The sequence below is a fragment of the Streptomyces sp. NPDC085932 genome (genome assembly GCF_044540525.1).
GTDB lineage: Bacteria > Actinomycetota > Actinomycetes > Streptomycetales > Streptomycetaceae > Streptomyces > Streptomyces levis.
The window spans coordinates 575,852-593,948 of record NZ_JBITSJ010000003.1; the positions used below are offsets into that span (position 1 = coordinate 575,852).

The 18,097-nt window shown below is 72.2% G+C and carries 15 protein-coding genes; 4 read left to right on the forward strand and 11 right to left on the reverse strand.

The window, feature by feature from the left end:
* Nucleotides 1-455 precede the first annotated feature (455 nt).
* The 4 genes from ACIGAQ_RS18615 to ACIGAQ_RS18630 form a co-directional block, all read right to left on the reverse strand.
* A complete protein-coding gene (locus tag ACIGAQ_RS18615) occupies nucleotides 456-1,580 on the reverse strand; it encodes a GuaB3 family IMP dehydrogenase-related protein (protein WP_094054497.1) in 1,125 nt (374 codons plus the stop codon).
* 105 nt (nucleotides 1,581-1,685) lie between these two features.
* The gene (gene guaB, locus ACIGAQ_RS18620) at nucleotides 1,686-3,188 is read right to left on the reverse strand and encodes an IMP dehydrogenase (protein WP_383335064.1); all 1,503 of its coding nucleotides are present in this window, start codon (nucleotides 3,186-3,188) and stop codon (nucleotides 1,686-1,688) included.
* 149 nt (nucleotides 3,189-3,337) lie between these two features.
* On the reverse strand, nucleotides 3,338-3,925 hold the full coding sequence (locus tag ACIGAQ_RS18625; protein WP_030233658.1) for a sigma-70 family RNA polymerase sigma factor: 588 nt from the start codon (nucleotides 3,923-3,925) through the stop codon (nucleotides 3,338-3,340).
* Between the two features lie 511 nt (nucleotides 3,926-4,436).
* A complete protein-coding gene (locus tag ACIGAQ_RS18630) occupies nucleotides 4,437-5,048 on the reverse strand; it encodes a response regulator transcription factor (RefSeq protein WP_003948568.1) in 612 nt (203 codons plus the stop codon).
* Between the two features lie 380 nt (nucleotides 5,049-5,428).
* Here ACIGAQ_RS18630 and ACIGAQ_RS18635 point away from each other — a divergent pair, with 380 nt between their 5' ends.
* A complete protein-coding gene (locus ACIGAQ_RS18635) occupies nucleotides 5,429-5,758 on the forward strand; it encodes a WhiB family transcriptional regulator (RefSeq protein ID WP_311680276.1) in 330 nt (109 codons plus the stop codon).
* 70 nt (nucleotides 5,759-5,828) lie between these two features.
* Here ACIGAQ_RS18635 and ACIGAQ_RS18640 read toward each other — a convergent pair whose 3' ends face one another.
* Nucleotides 5,829-6,725: a LysR family transcriptional regulator gene (locus ACIGAQ_RS18640; protein WP_311680278.1), complete on the reverse strand. Its 897-nt coding sequence runs from the start codon at nucleotides 6,723-6,725 to the stop codon at nucleotides 5,829-5,831.
* A gap of 90 nt (nucleotides 6,726-6,815) precedes the next feature.
* On the opposite strand from ACIGAQ_RS18640, the gene ACIGAQ_RS18645 reads away from it, so the two are divergent.
* Both ACIGAQ_RS18645 and ACIGAQ_RS18650 read left to right on the forward strand, forming a co-directional pair.
* Entirely contained in the window at nucleotides 6,816-7,484 is a 669-nt protein-coding gene (locus ACIGAQ_RS18645; protein WP_399784047.1) for an MOSC domain-containing protein, read from the forward strand.
* Between the two features lie 94 nt (nucleotides 7,485-7,578).
* Nucleotides 7,579-8,352: an SDR family oxidoreductase gene (locus ACIGAQ_RS18650; protein WP_311680280.1), complete on the forward strand. Its 774-nt coding sequence runs from the start codon at nucleotides 7,579-7,581 to the stop codon at nucleotides 8,350-8,352.
* On the opposite strand, the gene ACIGAQ_RS18655 is transcribed toward ACIGAQ_RS18650, so the two are convergent.
* Nucleotides 8,321-11,845, reverse strand: coding sequence for a hypothetical protein (locus tag ACIGAQ_RS18655; RefSeq protein ID WP_399784050.1), 3,525 nt, complete (start codon nucleotides 11,843-11,845; stop codon nucleotides 8,321-8,323). The two genes, ACIGAQ_RS18650 and ACIGAQ_RS18655, sit on opposite strands and share 32 nt — an antisense overlap.
* Nucleotides 11,846-11,976: 131 nt before the next feature.
* Between ACIGAQ_RS18655 and ACIGAQ_RS18660 the strand changes: the two genes are divergently transcribed.
* Nucleotides 11,977-12,684, forward strand: a complete 708-nt coding sequence (locus tag ACIGAQ_RS18660) for an ester cyclase (protein WP_399784053.1) — start codon at nucleotides 11,977-11,979, stop codon at nucleotides 12,682-12,684.
* 124 nt (nucleotides 12,685-12,808) lie between these two features.
* Here ACIGAQ_RS18660 and ACIGAQ_RS18665 read toward each other — a convergent pair whose 3' ends face one another.
* The 5 genes from ACIGAQ_RS18665 to ACIGAQ_RS18685 form a co-directional block, all read right to left on the reverse strand.
* Nucleotides 12,809-13,864, reverse strand: a complete 1,056-nt coding sequence (locus ACIGAQ_RS18665; protein ID WP_399784056.1) for a hypothetical protein — start codon at nucleotides 13,862-13,864, stop codon at nucleotides 12,809-12,811.
* A gap of 243 nt (nucleotides 13,865-14,107) precedes the next feature.
* Nucleotides 14,108-15,733 carry a chaperonin GroEL gene (gene groL, locus ACIGAQ_RS18670; protein ID WP_094054489.1) on the reverse strand — a complete coding sequence of 542 codons (1,626 nt, stop codon included), beginning with the start codon at nucleotides 15,731-15,733 and terminating at the stop codon, nucleotides 14,108-14,110.
* A gap of 116 nt (nucleotides 15,734-15,849) precedes the next feature.
* Complete coding sequence (gene groES, locus ACIGAQ_RS18675; protein WP_053135717.1) at nucleotides 15,850-16,158, reverse strand: co-chaperone GroES; 309 nt, start codon at nucleotides 16,156-16,158, stop codon at nucleotides 15,850-15,852.
* A gap of 225 nt (nucleotides 16,159-16,383) precedes the next feature.
* Complete coding sequence (locus ACIGAQ_RS18680; RefSeq protein ID WP_399784060.1) at nucleotides 16,384-17,094, reverse strand: polysaccharide deacetylase family protein; 711 nt, start codon at nucleotides 17,092-17,094, stop codon at nucleotides 16,384-16,386.
* Nucleotides 17,091-18,017 (reverse strand): polysaccharide deacetylase family protein, encoded by a 927-nt coding sequence (locus ACIGAQ_RS18685; protein ID WP_311680285.1) that lies wholly within the window; start codon nucleotides 18,015-18,017, stop codon nucleotides 17,091-17,093. The genes ACIGAQ_RS18680 and ACIGAQ_RS18685 overlap by 4 nt, the downstream gene beginning before the upstream one ends.
* Nucleotides 18,018-18,097 lie beyond the last annotated feature (80 nt).

The window sequence follows — 18,097 nt, forward strand, 5'->3', positions numbered from 1 at the left end:
CAGCGGGCACTGCGGCAGGCTCCTGGATGGATCACGGAGTGTCCGCCCCTATTCCTTGTGGGGGCGGCCGCTCACCATCCGAAAATCCGCAAGATCCACCTCCTCCGGCACTGCACCATCCGAAGACGGAGTCGGTCCCAGCGGGTGGGCTTGCGGTGGCGACCCATGGGCGCCCCCTTCCACGACGCCGCCCAGTGGCCCGGTGAACGGCTCGTCGGTGTCGGGCCGGGCCCCGAGGGCGGGGTCCGGACCGTGTCCTTGGAAGGGGGCACCCAGAGGAACCGGGGCGCCGATCACGGACATTAGCGGCTCACCACCGCCCCTCACCGACCCGAACGGCCCGAAGGCAACCGTGCGCCCCCTGGCGCCAACGAGCGCCCCGGCAAAGCCGCTTGGGCATGCGAAAGGCCCGGCCACTCCCCTGAGTGGCCGGGCCCTTTTGCGTGCGGGGCGGGTTACCGCCGGTGCTGCGAGTCCGCCACCGTGACCTCGACCCGCTGGAACTCCTTGAGCTCGCTGTAGCCGGTCGTGGACATGGCGCGGCGCAGGGCGCCGAAGAGGTTCATCGAGCCGTCGGGCGTGTGGGACGGGCCCGTGAGGATCTCCTCCAGCGTGCCGACCGTGCCGAGGGCGACCTTCTTGCCGCGCGGCAGCTCCTCGTTCACCGCTTCCATGCCCCAGTGGTGGCCCTTGCCCGGGCCGTCCGTCGCACGGGCCAGCGGGGAGCCCATCATCACCGCGTCCGCGCCGCAGGCGATCGCCTTGGGCAGGTCGCCGGACCAGCCGACACCGCCGTCCGCGATCACGTGCACGTACCGGCCGCCGGACTCGTCCATGTAGTCGCGGCGGGCCGCGGCCACGTCTGCGACCGCCGTCGCCATGGGGACCTGGATGCCGAGCACGTTGCGCGTGGTGTGCGCGGCGCCGCCGCCGAAGCCGACCAGCACACCGGCCGCGCCGGTGCGCATCAGGTGCAGGGCGGCGGTGTACGTGGCGCAGCCGCCGACGATCACCGGGACGTCGAGCTCGTAGATGAACTGCTTCAGGTTCAGCGGCTCGTGCGAACCGGAGACGTGCTCCGCCGAGACCGTCGTACCGCGGATCACGAAGATGTCCACGCCCGCGTCGACGACCGCCTTGGAGAACTGGGCGGTGCGCTGCGGGGAGAGCGCGGCGGCGGTGACGACGCCGGAGTCGCGGACCTCCTTGATGCGCTGCCCGATCAGCTCCTCCTTGATCGGGGCCGCGTAGATCTCCTGCAGGCGACGGGTGGCGGTCTCCGCGTCGAGCCCGGTGATCTCGTCCAGCAGCGGCTGCGGGTCCTCGTAGCGCGTCCACAGGCCTTCGAGGTTGAGGACGCCGAGGCCGCCGAGCTCGCCGATGCGGATGGCGGTGGCCGGGGAGACGACCGAGTCCATGGGGGCGGCCAGGAAGGGCAGCTCGAAGCGGTAGGCGTCGATCTGCCAGGCGATCGAGACCTCCTTCGGGTCCCGCGTACGGCGGCTGGGGACGACGGCGATGTCGTCGAAGGCGTACGCCCGGCGGCCGCGCTTGCCGCGCCCGATCTCGATCTCAGTCACGTTGGTGGCCTTTCCCTGATGCGTTTCAGCGTCTTCCAGTATCGCCGACGGGCACGCCGAGGGCGGCCCCGGATGCTCCGGGGCCGCCCTCGGGAGGCCTGGCCGCTACTTGCGGCTGTAGTTCGGTGCCTCGACCGTCATCTGGATGTCGTGCGGGTGGCTCTCCTTCAGGCCTGCCGACGTGATGCGGACGAAGCGGCCCTTGGACTCCATCTCCTCGATGGTGGCCGCGCCCACGTAGCCCATGGTCTGGCGCAGACCGCCGACGAGCTGGTGCAGCACGTTGGCCAGCGGGCCGCGGTAGGGCACCTGGCCCTCGATGCCCTCGGGCACGAGCTTGTCGTCGGAGGCGACCTCGGCCTGGAAGTAGCGGTCCTTGGAGTAGGACCGGCCCTGGCCGCGGGACTGCATCGCGCCGAGCGAGCCCATGCCGCGGTACGACTTGAACTGCTTGCCGTTGATGAACTGCAGCTCGCCGGGCGACTCCTCGCAGCCCGCGAGGAGGCTGCCCAGCATCACCGTGTCGGCGCCGGCGGCCAGGGCCTTGCCGATGTCACCGGAGTACTGCAGGCCACCGTCGCCGATCAGCGGGATACCCGCCGGGCGGGCCGCCAGGGAAGCCTCGTAGATGGCCGTGACCTGCGGGACGCCGATGCCGGCGACCACGCGCGTGGTGCAGATGGAACCGGGGCCGACGCCGACCTTGATGCCGTCGACACCGGCGTCGATCAGCGCCTGGGCGCCGTCGCGCGTGGCGACGTTGCCGCCGATGACGTCGACGTTCACGCTGGACTTGATCTTCGACATCCAGCTGAGGGCGTTGCTGTTGTGGCCGTGCGAGGTGTCGACGACCAGGAAGTCCACTCCGGCCGCGGCCAGCGCCTGGGCCCGCTCCAGCGCCTCGGGGCTGGCGCCCACGGCGGCGCCGACGATCAGCCGGCCCTCCGCGTCCTTGGCCGCGTTCGGGTACTGCTCGGCCTTGACGAAGTCCTTGACGGTGATCAGGCCCTTGAGGACGCCCGCGTCGTCGACCAGCGGCAGCTTCTCGATCTTGTGGCGGCGCAGCAGCTCCATGGCGTCGGGGCCGGAGATGCCGACCTTCCCGGTGACCAGGGGCATGGGGGTCATGACCTCGCGCACCTGACGGGTGCGGTCGGACTCGAAGGCCATGTCGCGGTTGGTGACGATGCCGAGCAGCTTGCCGTTGCCGTCGGTGACGGGGACGCCGCTGATGCGGAACTTGGCACACAGCGCGTCGGCCTCGCCGAGGGTGGCGTCCGGGTGCACCGTGATCGGGTCGGTGACCATGCCCGACTCGGACCGCTTCACCAGGTCGACCTGGTTGACCTGGTCCTCGATGGACAGGTTGCGGTGCAGGACGCCGACGCCGCCCTGGCGGGCCATCGCGATCGCCATGCGCGACTCGGTGACCTTGTCCATGGCGGCGGACAGCAGCGGGATGTTGACCCGGACGTTGCGGGAGATGCGGGACGAGGTGTCGACCGCGTTGGGGAGCACTTCCGATGCACCCGGCAGCAGCAGCACGTCGTCGTAGGTCAGCCCGAGTGTCGCGAATTTACCGGGCACTCCGTCGACGTTGGCAGTCATGACACCTTCCCCAAATGGCCTTGATCGGTGCGGATGTCCATGCTAACGGGAAGCACGGCTGTCTCATTCCACGGTTCCGGCCCGCACGGAGCTTCGTATGTTCGTACGGCAGCGGCGCACCGCCTGTTCAACGAAGGGCCGCCGAGGGCCTACTGCTCGGCCAGCGCCCGCAGCCGGCTCAGCGCCCTGTGCTGTGCGACCCGGACGGCGCCGGGTGACATTCCCAACATCTGGCCGGTCTCCTCGGCCGTGAGACCCACCGCGATCCGCAGCAGCAGCAGTTCCCGCTGGTTCTCGGGCAGGTTGGCCAGCAGTTTCTTGGCCCATTCCGCGTCGCTGCTGAGCAGGGCGCGCTCCTCCGGCCCCAGGGAGTCGTCGGGCCGCTCGGGCATCTCGTCGGACGGGACCGCCGTCGAGCCCGGGTGGCGCATCGCCGCGCGCTGCAGGTCGGCGACCTTGTGGGCGGCGATGGCGAAGACGAACGCCTCGAAGGGGCGGCCGGTGTCCCGGTAGCGGGGCAGTGCGAGGAGCACGGCCACGCAGACCTCCTGGGCGAGGTCCTCCACGAAGTGCCGGGCGTCGCCCGGGAGGCGGGACAGCCGGGTGCGGCAGTAGCGCAGCGCCAGGGGGTGGACGTGGGCGAGCAGGTCGTGCGTGGCCTGCTCGTCTCCGTCGACGGCGCGGTGGACGAGCGCGCCGATCGCCCCTTGGGCATGCACCGCCTCGTCGTCACGCATCGGTCCATGGTGCCCTGCGGCCGCCGGGTCCGCGGCATCGCGCCCGTTGTTGTGCACCGAAGCGTTATGAGCAGGTGCGCCGGAACTCATCCCCTGCGCCCTCCCCTTCCGCTCGACCGACTCGTCCCCGAGGAACTCCACACCCTCAAGGATGCGGCATCCGCGGCGAAACCAGCAGCGGGCCTCGGGCGGACACCCGGTCCACCCCCGCCCACCTGGTGTTCCGCGCCCGCACTGCCACCGCTGCGGACCGCGGGTCCATCGCCGGGACCTGCCGTTCGGATCGCCCCGGGGACGTGGGTCCTCGCCCGCCCGGGCCCTCGGCCTCGCCCGGGCCGGGGGAAGAGGCCCCCACCGCCGCCACCGGCCGCCGGCTCCCGCACGCGCGGGTGCGGCTCGCACGGGTGCGGCGCACACGGGTGCGGCTCGCGCGGGGGCATCCGCGTGCCCCCGCTCTCCGGCGCGCGCCGGAGGCCGCGTGTCGGAGCCGGCCCGGTCCGAACGACAGGCCCTAGCGCACCAGACCCCACCGGAAGCCGAGCGCCACCGCGTGGGCCCGGTCCGAGGCGCCGAGCTTCTTGAACAGGCGCCGGGCGTGCGTCTTGACCGTGTCCTCGGAGAGGAAGAGCTCGCGGCCGATCTCGGCGTTCGAGCGGCCGTGGCTCATGCCTTCGAGCACCTGGATCTCACGCGCCGTGAGCGTGGGCGCCGCGCCCATCTCCGCCGAGCGCAGCCGGCGCGGGGCGAGCCGCCAGGTCGGGTCGGCCAGGGCCTGTGTCACCGTCGCGCGGAGCTCCGCGCGGGAGGCGTCCTTGTGCAGATAGCCGCGGGCCCCGGCCGCGACCGCGAGGGCCACGCCGTCCAGGTCCTCGGCGACGGTGAGCATGATGATGCGCGCACCGGGGTCCGCGGACAGCAGCCGCCGGACCGTCTCGACGCCGCCCAGTCCGGGCATGCGTACGTCCATCAGAATCAGGTCCGAGCGGTCGGCCCCCCAGCGGCGGAGGACTTCCTCGCCGTTGGCCGCCGTCGTCACGCGCTCGACGCCGGGCACGGTCGCGACCGCGCGGCGGAGCGCCTCTCGGGCAAGCGGGGAGTCGTCGCAGACGAGGACGGAAGTCATGGCCGCCCTCCGCAGCTGATGCGCGTCACCTTGAGCCTCCAGGCTGGTACGAAATCGTCACCTGTGCGGTCGACCGTCTCGGACGCCTGCCCGAGCGCTTGTTCCTTCAACCGCCTCGCACTCTCAACGACGGTCACTCGAAAGAGTTACGGGGCCGGTTGCCATCTTCGGCACTCTACGTGAGGGCGCGGACACGGTGCAGATATGCGCTGCAGACCCTCGAACTTTCATCACAACCTATGCCCCATTCAGACCCATTTCTTCCGCTTTGGCAGTGTCTGGAGCTAGATTCGCAATGAGTCATATTTTCATCTCCTTAGATCGTAGTTGTACGGTCGTGGACACCGGATCCGCCAAGAACGGCTACAAGGGGTCACGTAATGGCAGATTTCTCCCGCCTTCCCGGACCGAACGCGGACCTGTGGGACTGGCAGCTGCTGGCTGCCTGTCGCGGGGTGGACAGCTCGCTCTTCTTCCATCCGGAGGGCGAACGCGGTGCGGCTCGGAGTGCTCGCGAGAACTCGGCCAAAGAGGTCTGCATGAGGTGCCCGGTGCGCGCCGAGTGCGCTGCCCACGCACTGGCGGTACGAGAGCCGTACGGCGTGTGGGGCGGGCTGACCGAGGACGAGCGTGAAGAGCTGATGGGGCGGGCGCGCAACCGGCTGGTGTCGGCGACGACATCCGGCGGGCACGCCGCCTCGAACAACTGAAGGAACGTTTCTGCTCGAAGGCACGCGCATGCGTGCCGTTGGTTTTTGGCGCGCGTTCGCGTGGGCCGGGCTAGCGGCGGGCGGCCCGGGCCAGCTGGTCGAGCGTGGCCGCCACCGCCGGGACCTGGGCGAGGTCGGGCAGCGTGAGCGCGACGATCTCCCGGCGCACCGCCGGCTCCAGCGTCACGGTGCGCACGCCCCGGGGCCGTACGGACTCGACGGCGAGCTGGGGCAGCACGGCCACGCCGAGGCCCGCGCCCACCAGGCCGACCACGGCCGGGTAGTCGTCGGTGGCGAAGTCGATGCGCGGGGAGAAGCCGGCCGTCGCGCACACCTCGACCAGCTGGCCGCGGCAGCGCGGGCAACCCGCGATCCACGGCTCCTCGGCGAGTTCCCCGATGGCGACCGACTCCGCGCCCGCGAGCCGGTGGCGTTCCGGCACGAGCGCGACGAGCCGGTCCGACAGCAGCGGCCGTACGACGAGGTCGTCCCACTCCTCGGCACCGGCCGCGCCCTCGTAGCGGAAGGCGAGGGCCACGTCGCAGTCGCCCTCCCGCAGCAGGCCGACGGAGGCGGGGGGCTCGGCCTCCTCCAGGGAGACGCGTGTGCCGGGATGGGCCTCGCGCAGGGCGGCGAGGGCGGTGGGGACGAGCGTGGAGCTGCCGCTGGGGAAGGAGACGAGCCGGACGCGGCCCGCGCGCAGCCCCGCGATGGCGGCGACCTCCTCCTCCGCCGCGGTGAGCCCGGCGAGGATCCCGGCGGCATGGCGCACCAGGGCCTCACCGGCCTGGGTCAGGCGCATCTCCCGTCCGGTGCGGATCAGCAACGGGGTGCCGACGGACGTTTCCAGTGCCTTCATCTGCTGGCTGACGGCGGGCTGGGTGCAGCCCAGTTCCCGTCCGGCGGCGGAGAAGGAGCCGGTGGCCGCGACGGCGCGCAGGACGCGGAGATGACGAGCTTCGATCACCCTTCGAGGATAAGCGACGATAAGCGAGTCTTTGGATCTCAGTCGAATAATGCGTCGACGCTTTGGGGCCGGGTCCCCTACCGTGCGGGCATGAAGCTTCTGTCTGTGAATCTGGGCCGTGCGAAGGCTGTGCCGTACACGGACAACCCGGAGGGGGTCACGGGGATCGACAAGCGGCCGGTGGCGGGGCCGGTGCGGGTGGCCGCGCCGGGGCCCAAGGGCGTCGGCGGGAGCGGCCTCGCCGGGGACGCGGTGTGCAAGCTGGAGCACCACGGCGGCGACGACCAGGCCGTGTACGCGATGGCCCGCGAGGACCTGGACGCGTGGGAGCGCGAGCTGGGACGGACCCTGGCCGACGGCGCGTTCGGCGAGAACCTCACGACGACGGGCCTCGACGTCTCCGGCGCCCTGATCGGCGAGCGCTGGCGCATCGGGCCCGAGGTGGTGCTGGAGGTGACCAGCGGGCGCATTCCGTGCCGCACCTTCCAGGGCCATCTGGGTGAGAAGGGCTGGGTGAAGCGGTTCACGCAGCGAGGTGCGCCGGGGGCGTATCTGCGGGTGATCGAGCCGGGCGAGATCCGGGCGGGCGACGCGATCGAGGTGGTGCACCGTCCCGGTCACGACGTGACGGTGGCCCTGCAGTTCCGGGCCGTGACGACCGAGCGGACGCTGCTGCCGCGGCTGCCGGCGGCGGGCGAGGCCCTGCACCCGGAGATACTGTGGGTGGCGCGGGAGTACGCGGAGAAGTACGGGAGCTGACAGCCGCTCACCGGGCCCTTCTCCACCGACCCTTCACCGGCGAAGGGCCCGCGGGCAAGCGGATGCACGTAGTCCAGGTCACTACCCTTCTGCCATGACAACGGCTCTGATTACGGGATCGACGGCAGGCATCGGGGCCGCGTTCGCGCGGCGACTGGCGGCCGACGGGCACAACCTGGTGCTGGTCGCCCGCGACACCAAGCGGCTGCGGGAACAGGCGACCGAGCTGCACGACCGGCACGGCATCGAGGCGGAGGTGCTGACGGCCGACCTCGCCGAGGACAAGGGCATCGAGGCGGTGGCCGACCGCCTGGACGACCGCAGGAACCCCGTCGACCTGCTGATCAACAACGCCGGTTTCGCCAACAAGGGGCGTTATCTCGACGTCTCCATGGCCGACGAGCTGCGGATGCTGAAGGTGCACTGCGAGGCGGTGCTGCGGCTGACGTCGGCGGCGACGGCAGCCATGCGGGAGCGGGGCCGCGGCGGTGTCGTCAACGTGGCCTCGGTGGCCGCGTTCGTGCCGCGTGGCACCTACGGGGCGTCCAAGGCGTGGGTCGTGCAGTTCACCCAGGGCGCCGCCCGCGACCTGGCCGGCAGCGGCGTACGCCTGATGGCGCTGTGCCCCGGCTTCGTCCGCACGGAGTTCCACGAGCGGGCCGGCATGGGTACGGACAACATCCCGGGCTGGATGTGGCTCGACGCGGACAAGCTGGTGGCCGCGGCCCTGCACGACCTGGCCCGCGGCAAGACACTGTCCATCCCGGACCCGCGCTACAAGGCCCTGATGGGGGCGGCGAAGCTGGTGCCGCGGGGGATGCTGGGGGCGGTGTCGTCTAGGACGGGGCGGAAGTACGGGCCGCAGTAGGCCGGTCCTGGAGCGTCTGCTGCCCGAGCGTGTCGACGACCAGCGGCACGGCACCGGGCTCCATGCGGACGATGGCCGGGAGTACTTCCTGGAGGGTCTCGTGCCTCAGCGCCTGGGCGACCAGCGCCCGGCCGCGGGCGGGCTCGACGACGGGGGCGAGAGCCACCCACGCGCGGACGACGGCGAAACGCGGTCTGTCCGCGGGCCGGACGCGGGTCAGTCCGAGAGCGCGAGCCAGTTCTTCGGCACGGGCGTGTTCGCCGGCCTCCACCAGGTAGGTCACCAGAACCGCCTGGTTGCTCTCCCAGCCCGGGCGCAGGGTCAGCACACGGGCACGCTCGTACTCCCCGGCCTCCACCAGCGCACGGACGACCGCCCCGCCGAAACCGGGCGGGCCGTCGTCGTCGAGCCGGGCCAGCAGGTGGTCACCCGCCTCGCTCCTGCCGAGCGTGAACCAGGCGGGCAGGAGGTCGGGGATCGCCCGGTACTCCAGCGGTTTCCGCTCGTCACGGGCCTCGGCCCGCGTCAGAGCGTCCTCGGCCGCCCGCCGGTCGCCCGCGGCGGCGAGAGCCACGGCGATGCGGGCCCAGCAGCGCACGCGGGAACGGGAGTCCGTCACCTCGCGGGTGAGTGAGACGGCCCGTTCCACCGCCCCGGCGTCGGCCAGTGCCCCGACGATCTCGGCGCGCGGCTGATCGCGCATGCGTTCGTCCAGATCCGCCACGAAGGCGAGGGCCCGTTCGAACTGCTCCGCCGCGCACAGCCGCCCGATCAGTGGCGTGAGCGCGAAGACAGCGCCGGGCTGGTGGCCCAGTCCACGGACCAGTTCCTCGGCGGCGTCGAAGCGACCGGCGTACGCCAGCGCCCGGGCCATCTGTACCGCATGGACCTGCTCGCCCGGGCCGACCGCGTCGGCATCCTCCACCGTGGGGACGCCCACCTGGTCCAGCACCGCCCGTGCGGCATCGCCGAAACCGGCCTCGGCCAGGATGATCGCGGTGTGCGCCGGGTCAAGGCTTCCGCCCCGCCTGGAGCGCCGGATCCCGGCCTCGGTGCGCGCGACCAGCTCGGCCAGCCGGCCGGAGTCGCGCCCGGATCTCACGGCGCCGCGTACGAGCGCTTCGTGGCCCTCGGTCGAGCCGAGCGACCTCGCCATCTCACTCGCCCGCTCCAGCTCACCCGCTCGGGCCCGTTCCTCGATCACCGCGCAGAGCGCCGGATCGCCGGGCTCCGTTTCCGTGTCCTTGCCCGCCAGCCGCTCCGCCCGGTCGATCTCACCCGCCTTGATGAGCGCGTTGACGACCAAGCGCACGGCCCTGTCACGGGCCTCCTCGTCGAGGAGACCGCGGGCCAGGGTCTCCGCCTTCACCAGGTCACCCGCTTGCGCCAGCCCCTCGACGACCGCCACTCTCGCGCCCGAGCGCACAGCCCGGTGCTCGATGCGCCCGACCAGTGCTCCGGCACGAGCCCGGTGCCCGGTCGCTGCCAGGGCCCGTACCACCCGTCGCAGCGCCCATCCGCGCTCGTCGGCGCCGTGGGACAACAGGGCGGCACGCTCGGCCCGGTCGAACGCGCCGGCCTCGGCGAGTGCCTCGACGACCTCGGCGAGCAGAGGCGACGGCGCCACCTCGGCGTCCACCGCCGCCAGAAGCGCCTCGGCCTCGCGGTCCCGTCCGGCCCGTCGGAGTGCTCCGGCGATCCGCGCCCTCGCCAGGGGCCGTGCCGCGGGGTCGGCGGACCGGGCCAGCGCCTGCGCCCGGTCGAGGTGGCCCGCCTCCGTCAGAGCCGCTGCCGCCGCCGCGAGACCGAGACCCCGTACCGGGTCGTGCTCCTGCCGGAGGCACAGCTCCCCGGCCCGGTCGACGGCCCCCGCGGCCACCAGGGCCCGGACGAGATCGGCCAGCAGGTCCACCCGGAGGTCGACGCCGGCGACAGCGGTGACCAGACGCTCGGCTCGGTCGAACAGTCCGGCGTCCGCCCAGCCGCGGCTCACCTCGGCAAGGGCGTGATCGCGCTCGTCGTCGAAGTCGAAGGGGTAGCGCTCGGCGGCCTGCTCCGCCTCCTCCAGCAGCCGTACGGCCTCCGCGCGTTCACCGGCGGCGAGTCGCACGGCCGCGATGTCCGCCAGCGCCAGGGCCCTCCAGTCGAGACTCGGGATGCTGCGGGCGAGCGCCTCCGCCCGGCGCACCCGGCCGAGGGTGGCCCAGGCCCAGGGGAAGGTGCGGGTGACGGTGTCGTTGCGGTGCTCCAGTTCCTCCCTCCTCAGCGAGAGCCGGACCAGGTCCGTCAGGTCGGGTACGCCCGCCTCGGTCACCATCTCCTCGGCGTTGCGTATCTCGGCGAGGGCCGCCGCGTCGCCGCCGGTGACATCGAGCATCCGGTCGTGGCGTAGTGCGTCCACGGCCCAGTCGACCGCGCGCCTCGGGTCCCTCGTCTCGCGCAGGAGCGCGAAGTAGCCCGACAGCAGGTGGTCCGGCGTTCCGTCCGGCCAGCCACGGTCCCGCCAGGTGTCCGCCCAGGCGTGCAACCGCTCCCGGTGACGGTCGAGTTCGGCGGTGCCGAGCATGTCCAGCGCCCGCTGGTGCAGCTCCTCGTGCCCGAGGAGGTAGACGTTCGACCTGACCTCGAACGTCCGCCCCGCGCGGGTGCGCAGGACGTCGCGTACGCGGTACGTGACCGCGCCGGTCAGGGTCGACAGGTCGTCGGCCGTCAGGCCGCCGTTGGCCGCTGTCACCAGGGCCAGCAGGTCGTACTCCAGGTCGCCTGCCTCGATCAGGCGCTTGAGCTCGCGTTCGGCTTCCGCGCGGATCGTCTGGGCGTACGGCGAGGGGGCGAGCGTGCGGACGACCGCGGGGTCGCGCAGAGGGTGCCGGTCCGGTACGTCGCCCGGCAGCGGCGGGTTCAGCCGGCCCGCCACCAGGACGCGCAGGCCGGACTCCGGTGAGGCGGGCAGCAGGCTGGCGATGCTGTGGGCCTCGGGACCGGTGGTGACGCCGCGGTCCTCGTCCAGGCCGTCGAGCAGCAGGACCAGGCGCTCGCCGCGTCCGGCGCGGGCACGGGCAGCCGCGCCGTACAGGTGCAGGAGGTGGGCTTCGCGGGTCGCCTCGGTCAGATGCGCGGGCAGGTCCTCGCCGGCCAGTTCGGCGAGCTGCTCCAGGACGACGTCGGCGTAGGCCACGACGTCGTTCTGGGCGCCCAGGCGGGCCGTGACGAAGAAGGGCACGATCCGCACGCCCCGGGGCGGATGCAGTGCGAACCAGGACAGCAGCGCCGTCTTGCCCGCCCACGCCTCCGCTCGCCACCAGGCGTACGCCGGGCCGGAGTCGGCCGTGCAGAAGGACGCCAGCTCGGCGAGTTCCCGCTCGCGGCCGACGAGTTCGGCGGGGGCGATCCTGCGGACCTGCTCCCAGTACGCCGAGCGCACCTGCCGGGTGAGGACGAGGTGGTTGTGGTCGCCGGTGACGGCCACGCCGATGTCCCGCCCCGCGGCCACCGACCGCGCCCCCCGTCTCCCCCACCAGCCCATCCCCTCATGATGCCAAAGCGCCGGGAGGCGGCACCCGGCCCTCGTGGGGACAATGGTGCTGTTCAGCCGGACCCAGGGGGGCCGGAGGTGGGGCGAGTATGACCTTCGTACAGCTCATCGAATGCAGGACCAGCCGGCTCGACGAGATGAACCGGCTGATGGACCGGTGGGTCGAGCAGACCCGGGGGAAACGGACCGCCACGCACAGTGTGGTGGCGAAGGACAGGTCCGACGCCTCGCACATCGTGGAGATCGTCGAGTTCCCGTCGTACGAGGACGCGATGCGGAACTCCGGGCTTCCGGAGACCGACCGGATCTTCCAGGAGATGGTGGCGCTCTGCGACGAGGCGCCGACGTTCACGGACCTCGACGTGGTGCGCGACGAGCAGCTCAACGCGGCCACCGCGCGCAGGTTCTTCGAGCTGGCGCCCGGGCAGGGTGACGCGCCGGCGTTCAACGACGTGTTCGCCGAGAACTATCACGACCACGACCCCGCGAACGTGCAGGACGTCATCGGGCTCGACGCGGTGCGGCGGGAGGTGGAGGTCTGGCGCGGCGGGTTCGACTTCTCCTTCACGATCGAGGACCAGATGGCGCAGGGCGACCGGGTGTGCACCCGGTGGACCTTCCACGGGCGGCACACGGGCGAGTTCCTCGGCATCCCGCCGACCGGCCAGGACGTCACCATGACCGGGACGACCGTCCACCGGTGCACGCCGGACGGCAAGATCGCCGAGGGGTGGTGGCAGTACGACCGGCTGGGGCTGATGCAGCAGCTGGGGGCGTTGGAGCCTACTGAGCTCTGACCGAGCCCTCACCGATCTCCGACCGCGCCTGATGGGGCTCCGACCTCGGCGGGGTGCTGCCGCGGGCCGGGTGCCGCACCGGGGCCGGGGCTGTGGTCGGCGGCTGGGCGCCGTCGCCGGGCGGCTAGTCGCCGCCGCCTCCGCCCCCGCCACCGTCCCCACCGCCGCCGCTGTCGCCGCCTCCGCCCCCGTCGCCGCCGTCCCCGCCGTCGCTGCCCCAGCCGTCGCCGCCGCCGGGTTCGTTGTCGTCGCGGTCGCGGCCCAGGTTGCTGAACCAGGGGCGGTCCCAGAGCTCCTCCTCCGTCTCCCGGCGGCGTTTCACCGCGCGGAACCTGGCCAGGCCCGTGGTGTCGCCCAGGCCGAAGGACACGGCGACCGCGTGGGCCATGACGGCGTCCAGGGGGTCGGGGCTCTCGTGGCGCACCTCGGCCAGCGGCAGCAGCACCGAGCCGGGCGGCGGGCCGGGCCACCGGGAGGGGCGGGTCAGCAGGGCGACCGGCCGGTCGTCACGCAGGAGCCGTGAACTCTCCGCGTTCTCGCGGCGCAGGGTCCAGACCCGGTCGGGCAGGCGGATCTCGACCCAGCTCTTGGACTTGCGCGCCTTCTTGCGCAGTTCGAGCCGTGCGGAGAGGTCGCCGACGTACAGGACCAGGCCGCCCGACCGGTCGGCGCTGTCGGGGCGGTAGCCGTACGGTGCGCGCAGCCGTACGACGGGGGCGTGCGGGCCCCAGACGTCCACGCGCACCGAGCGCCGGTCCACCGCGACCGTCACCGGTCCGGCGGGCCCGGGCGCGTGGCGGCGCGCGATCCACAGCGGTACGCCCTCCGACTGCGCCCGTGCGGCGAGAGCGGCCACGTGGTCCGGTCCCCCGCACCTGCGCACCGCCAGTTCGCCCAGGGCCCGGGCGAAGTCGGCGGCGTGACGGGTCCTCAGGGGGGTGGTGGTGCCGGTCACGCGGGTGACCGGGACGAGGGCGGGGCCCTGCGGCAGCGCCCCGAGAGGGCGTTCGGTGCCACCGCCGCCGAGCCAGCGGCCCCGCAGGAACGCTTCCGCCATGGCGGCCAGGTTCAGCTCGTCCAGCGGGGTCGTCCGGCCGCCCCTGCGGAGTCCGTCCTCGGTGAGCCGCACGGTCCGCGCGAACGGGTTGCGGGACTGTTCCCCGTACAGCGCCTGGTCCATTCCTGCCCCCCTGATGATCCGACTGCTGTGGCAGTAGACCGTTTCCGGCCCCGGTGCGGTTCCCGGGCCGGGGGCGGCACGGCGAAGGCCCGGCACCCCTTCTTCCGGGGTGCCGGGCCTTCGCTCGCTCGGGCTCGGGCGGACCGACGCCGTCAGCCCTCGGACATCAGCGCTCAGACATCAGTCCTCAGGCATCAGCCGTCAGGCATCCGTCCTCGGGATTCCGCCCTCAGCCGTCCTGCCTCAGTGGGCGTGGCCGTGGCCGTGGCCCGCGGCGGCCGGCTCCTCCTCTTCCTTCTTCTCGACGACCAGGGTCTCGGTCGTGAGGAGGAGGGAGGCGATGGAGGCGGCGTTCTCCAGGGCGGAGCGGGTGACCTTGACCGGGTCGATGACGCCGGCCTTGATCAGGTCGCCGTACTCGCCGGTGGCGGCGTTGTAGCCGCTGCCCTTGTCGAGCTCGGCCACCTTGGAGACGATGACGTAGCCCTCCAGGCCGGCGTTCTCGGCGATCCAGCGCAGCGGCTCGACGGCGGCCTTGCGGACCACGGAGACACCGGTGGCCTCGTCGCCGGTCTTGTCGAGGTTGCCCTCCAGGACCTTGACGGCGTGGACCAGGGCGGAGCCACCACCGGAGACGATGCCCTCCTCGACCGCGGCGCGGGTCGCGGAGATGGCGTCCTCCAGACGGTGCTTGCGCTCCTTGAGCTCGACCTCGGTGGCGGCACCCACGCGGATGACGCACACGCCGCCGGCCAGCTTCGCGAGGCGCTCCTGGAGCTTCTCGCGGTCCCAGTCGGAGTCCGTGGTCTCGATCTCGGCCTTGATCTGGGCGACGCGGCCCTGCACGTCGTCCTTGCTGCCGGCGCCGTCGACGATCGTGGTGTCGTCCTTGGTGACGGTGACGCGGCGGGCGGAGCCGAGGACGTCCAGACCGACCTGGTCGAGCTTGAGGCCGACCTCCTCGGAGACGACCGTGGCGCCGGTGAGGACGGCCATGTCCTGCAGCATCGCCTTGCGGCGGTCGCCGAAGCCGGGGGCCTTCACGGCGACGGCGTTGAACGTGCCGCGGATCTTGTTCACGACCAGGGTCGACAGGGCCTCGCCCTCGACGTCCTCGGCGATGATCAGCAGCGGCTTGGAGGCGTTGGCCTGGATGACCTTCTCCAGCAGCGGCAGCAGGTCCGCGATGGCGGAGATCTTGCCCTGCGTGATGAGGATGTACGGGTCGTCCAGGACGGCTTCCATGCGCTCCTGGTCCGTCACGAAGTACGGCGACAGGTAGCCCTTGTCGAAGGCCATGCCCTCGGTGAAGTCCAGCTCCAGACCGAAGGTGTTGGACTCCTCGACGGTGATGACACCGTCCTTGCCGACCTTGTCCATCGCCTCGGCGATGAGCTCGCCGACCTGCTGGTCCTGGGCGGACAGCGCGGCGACGGCGGCGATGTCGGACTTCTCGTCGATCGGGCGGGCCGAGGCGAGCAGGTCGTCGGAGACGGCCTTGACGGCGGCGTCGATGCCCTTCTTCAGGGCGGCCGGGGAGGCACCGGCGGCGACGTTCTTCAGGCCCTCGCGCACGAGCGCCTGGGCGAGCACGGTCGCGGTGGTCGTACCGTCACCCGCGATGTCGTTGGTCTTGGTCGCCACCTCCTTGACCAGCTGGGCACCGAGGTTCTCGTACGGGTCCTCGATCTCGACCTCGCGGGCGATCGTGACACCGTCGTTGGTGATGGTGGGGGCGCCGAACTTCTTGTCGATGACGACGTTGCGGCCCTTGGGGCCGATCGTCACCTTGACCGTGTCGGCAAGCTTGTTGACGCCGCGCTCGAGGGCGCGACGGGCGTCCTCGTCGAACTTCAGGATCTTCGCCATGGGAGCGTGAGCCCTCTTCCGGAAATTGGGATAACGACAACTGCGCCCCGGGCGCCCGGCTTATTGGCGATCGCGGGGGCCAGGGGCGCAGTTCAAAGCAAGGTGCTTCGGGTGAATTACTTCTCGATGATCGCGAGCACGTCGCGAGCCGAGAGGACGAGGTACTCCTCGCCGTTGTACTTCACCTCGGTGCCGCCGTACTTGCTGTAGAGCACGACGTCGCCGACGGAGACGTCGAGCGGAAGACGGTTGCCGTCCTCGAAGCGGCCCGGGCCCACGGCCAGGACGACGCCCTCCTGGGGCTTCTCCTTGGCGGTGTCCGGGATGACCAGGCCAGAGGCGGTGGTCTGCTCGGCGTCGAGCGGCTGGACCACGATGCGGTCCTCGAGCGGCTTGATGGCAACCTTGGAGCTGGTGGTCGTCACGATCCGACCTCCCCCTTCGGAGATCTCACGGGGTTAACTGTCTGAGGTGGCGACCAGGTGGATCCGTCGTCGCGGGTGCCGGACCTGCCCGTCGCTGTGTTGGCACTCTCCTGTGTCGAGTGCCAGAGCCGAGACTATGACCGCGATTAGCACTCGGTCAAGCGGACTGCTAATTGCCGACGGCGCGTCGGCCAGGCGACTTCTCTCCGCTGGGCCCCCGGTCGCCTACAGATGGTCCTCCAGCCGTCCCACCCGCAGGCCCTTCCCGTCGATCTCCCGCAGCAACCGCACCGTCCGCTCCGTCAGGGTCGCGGACGCGTCCCCCGACGGCACCGAGACGATGTCACCGGCGCGCAGCCCGGGCGCGCCGCGGGTGTACGTCAGTTCGCCGTCGGCGCCCAGGGACGCCCGCCACAGCACGACCGCCGCGATGCCGCAGTCGGCGGCGGCGCGCAGGGTCGTGGTGTCGTAGGTGCCGTAGGGCGGGCGGAAGAGGCGAGGGCGGATGCCGAAGCGGGCGTGCAGCTTGTGCTGCTGGCCGCAGATCTCGGCGCGCTGGCCGGCGTAGGGCAGGCCGCGCAGGGCCGGGTGGTCGAGGGTGTGGTTCTGCAGGGACGCGCCGACCGCGCGCAGCCGCGCGAAGTGGCCGTAGCCGGGCCCCACGACGCTGTCGGTGAGGAACATGCTGACCGGCAGGCGCCGTTCGCGGACGAGGGCGACGAAGCGGGGGTCGCGTTCGGCGCCGTCGTCGTAGGTGAGGAAGACGACCGGGTCGCGGGTGGGGACGTGGTCGACGACGGGTGGCAGGCGCCGGGCGGCGGGGGCCTGGTCCCGGGCGCGTCCGTCGGCGGTGCCCGGCCGCTCCCCCGGCGGCTGTGCGCAGCCGGCCAGCAGGGCCAGCAGCGCGCAGAGCGCCGCGGCGGCCGGCCGCCTCACAGGTAGTCCTCCAGCCGCCCCACCGCGTACCCCTCGGCCGTGACCTTGTTCAGGAAGCGGCGGATCATGTCCGGCATCGTGCCCTTCCACTCCGCGGGGCCCCGGAAGTGGGTGAGGACGATGTCGCCCGGGCGCAGGGCGCGGTCCGCCTCGCGGTACTCCCAGCGGTCGGCGAAGACCTCCTCGTTCCACAGCGGGACGTGGGTGATGCCGCAGGCCTTGGCGGCGCGCAGGGTCGCCCGGTTGTAGCTGCCGTAGGGCGGGCGGAAGAGGGCGGGGCGCTTGCCGAAGCGCTTTTCCATGTAGCGCTGCATGCCGCAGATCTCGCGCTTCTGCGCGCGGTAGGACAGGCCCGGCATGTAGCGGTGGCGCAGGGTGTGGTTGTTCAGGACCACGCCCCTGGCCTGCATCTTCTTGAAGTAGCGGGGATCGTCCTTGACGAGGTAGCCGCTGAGGAACGCGGTGTAGGGGACGTCCAGGTCGCTCATCATCCGCAGGAACGTGCGGTCCTTCTCGGCGCCGTCGTCGATGGTGAGGAAGACCACCTTGTCGCGGGTGGGGATCCGGGTGAAGACGGGCGGCAGGTTCGACTCCCGGTGTCCGGCCACCTGGAAGCCCTTGCGGGTCTTGATCCTCGGCTTGCGCTCGGGGGGCGGCGGGGCGGGCAGCGGGACCCGTTTCAGCTCCCAGCGGTGAGCGGCGGCGACCCGGGCGGCGTGCGCGGCGCGCAGTTTGGAGGCGTAGGAGTCGAGGGCGCGGGCCGGCGGCGCGTCGAGGGGCTGCTGCCCGCCGGCCGGGGTGACCTGGTCGCTGGCGCCGCCCTGCGCACAGCCCGAGGCGATGGCGGCGAGGGCGAGCACGGCCAGGCCGATCCGTGCACCGCCCGAGGCCCGGCTTTTGTCATTTTGTACGACTGCTCGCATGGTGCCGGATCCTCGCAGCCCGTCTCCGCGAACCCGCCCCGACACAGCGGCCCGGCGACCGGCATCCACCGACTGGCCCA

Coding starts and splice junctions, on each gene's coding strand:
- guaB (WP_383335064.1), bottom strand. CDS start 3,188: ATGACTGCCAACGTCGACGGAGTGCCCGGTAAATTCGCGACACTCGGG.
- ACIGAQ_RS18625 (WP_030233658.1), bottom strand. CDS start 3,925: ATGCGTGACGACGAGGCGGTGCATGCCCAAGGGGCGATCGGCGCGCTC.
- ACIGAQ_RS18685 (WP_311680285.1), bottom strand. CDS start 18,017: ATGCGAGCAGTCGTACAAAATGACAAAAGCCGGGCCTCGGGCGGTGCA.
- ACIGAQ_RS18665 (WP_399784056.1), bottom strand. CDS start 13,864: ATGGACCAGGCGCTGTACGGGGAACAGTCCCGCAACCCGTTCGCGCGG.
- ACIGAQ_RS18630 (WP_003948568.1), bottom strand. CDS start 5,048: ATGACTTCCGTCCTCGTCTGCGACGACTCCCCGCTTGCCCGAGAGGCG.
- ACIGAQ_RS18660 (WP_399784053.1), top strand. CDS start 11,977: ATGACCTTCGTACAGCTCATCGAATGCAGGACCAGCCGGCTCGACGAG.
- ACIGAQ_RS18650 (WP_311680280.1), top strand. CDS start 7,579: ATGACAACGGCTCTGATTACGGGATCGACGGCAGGCATCGGGGCCGCG.
- groL (WP_094054489.1), bottom strand. CDS start 15,733: ATGGCGAAGATCCTGAAGTTCGACGAGGACGCCCGTCGCGCCCTCGAG.
- ACIGAQ_RS18635 (WP_311680276.1), top strand. CDS start 5,429: ATGGCAGATTTCTCCCGCCTTCCCGGACCGAACGCGGACCTGTGGGAC.
- ACIGAQ_RS18645 (WP_399784047.1), top strand. CDS start 6,816: ATGAAGCTTCTGTCTGTGAATCTGGGCCGTGCGAAGGCTGTGCCGTAC.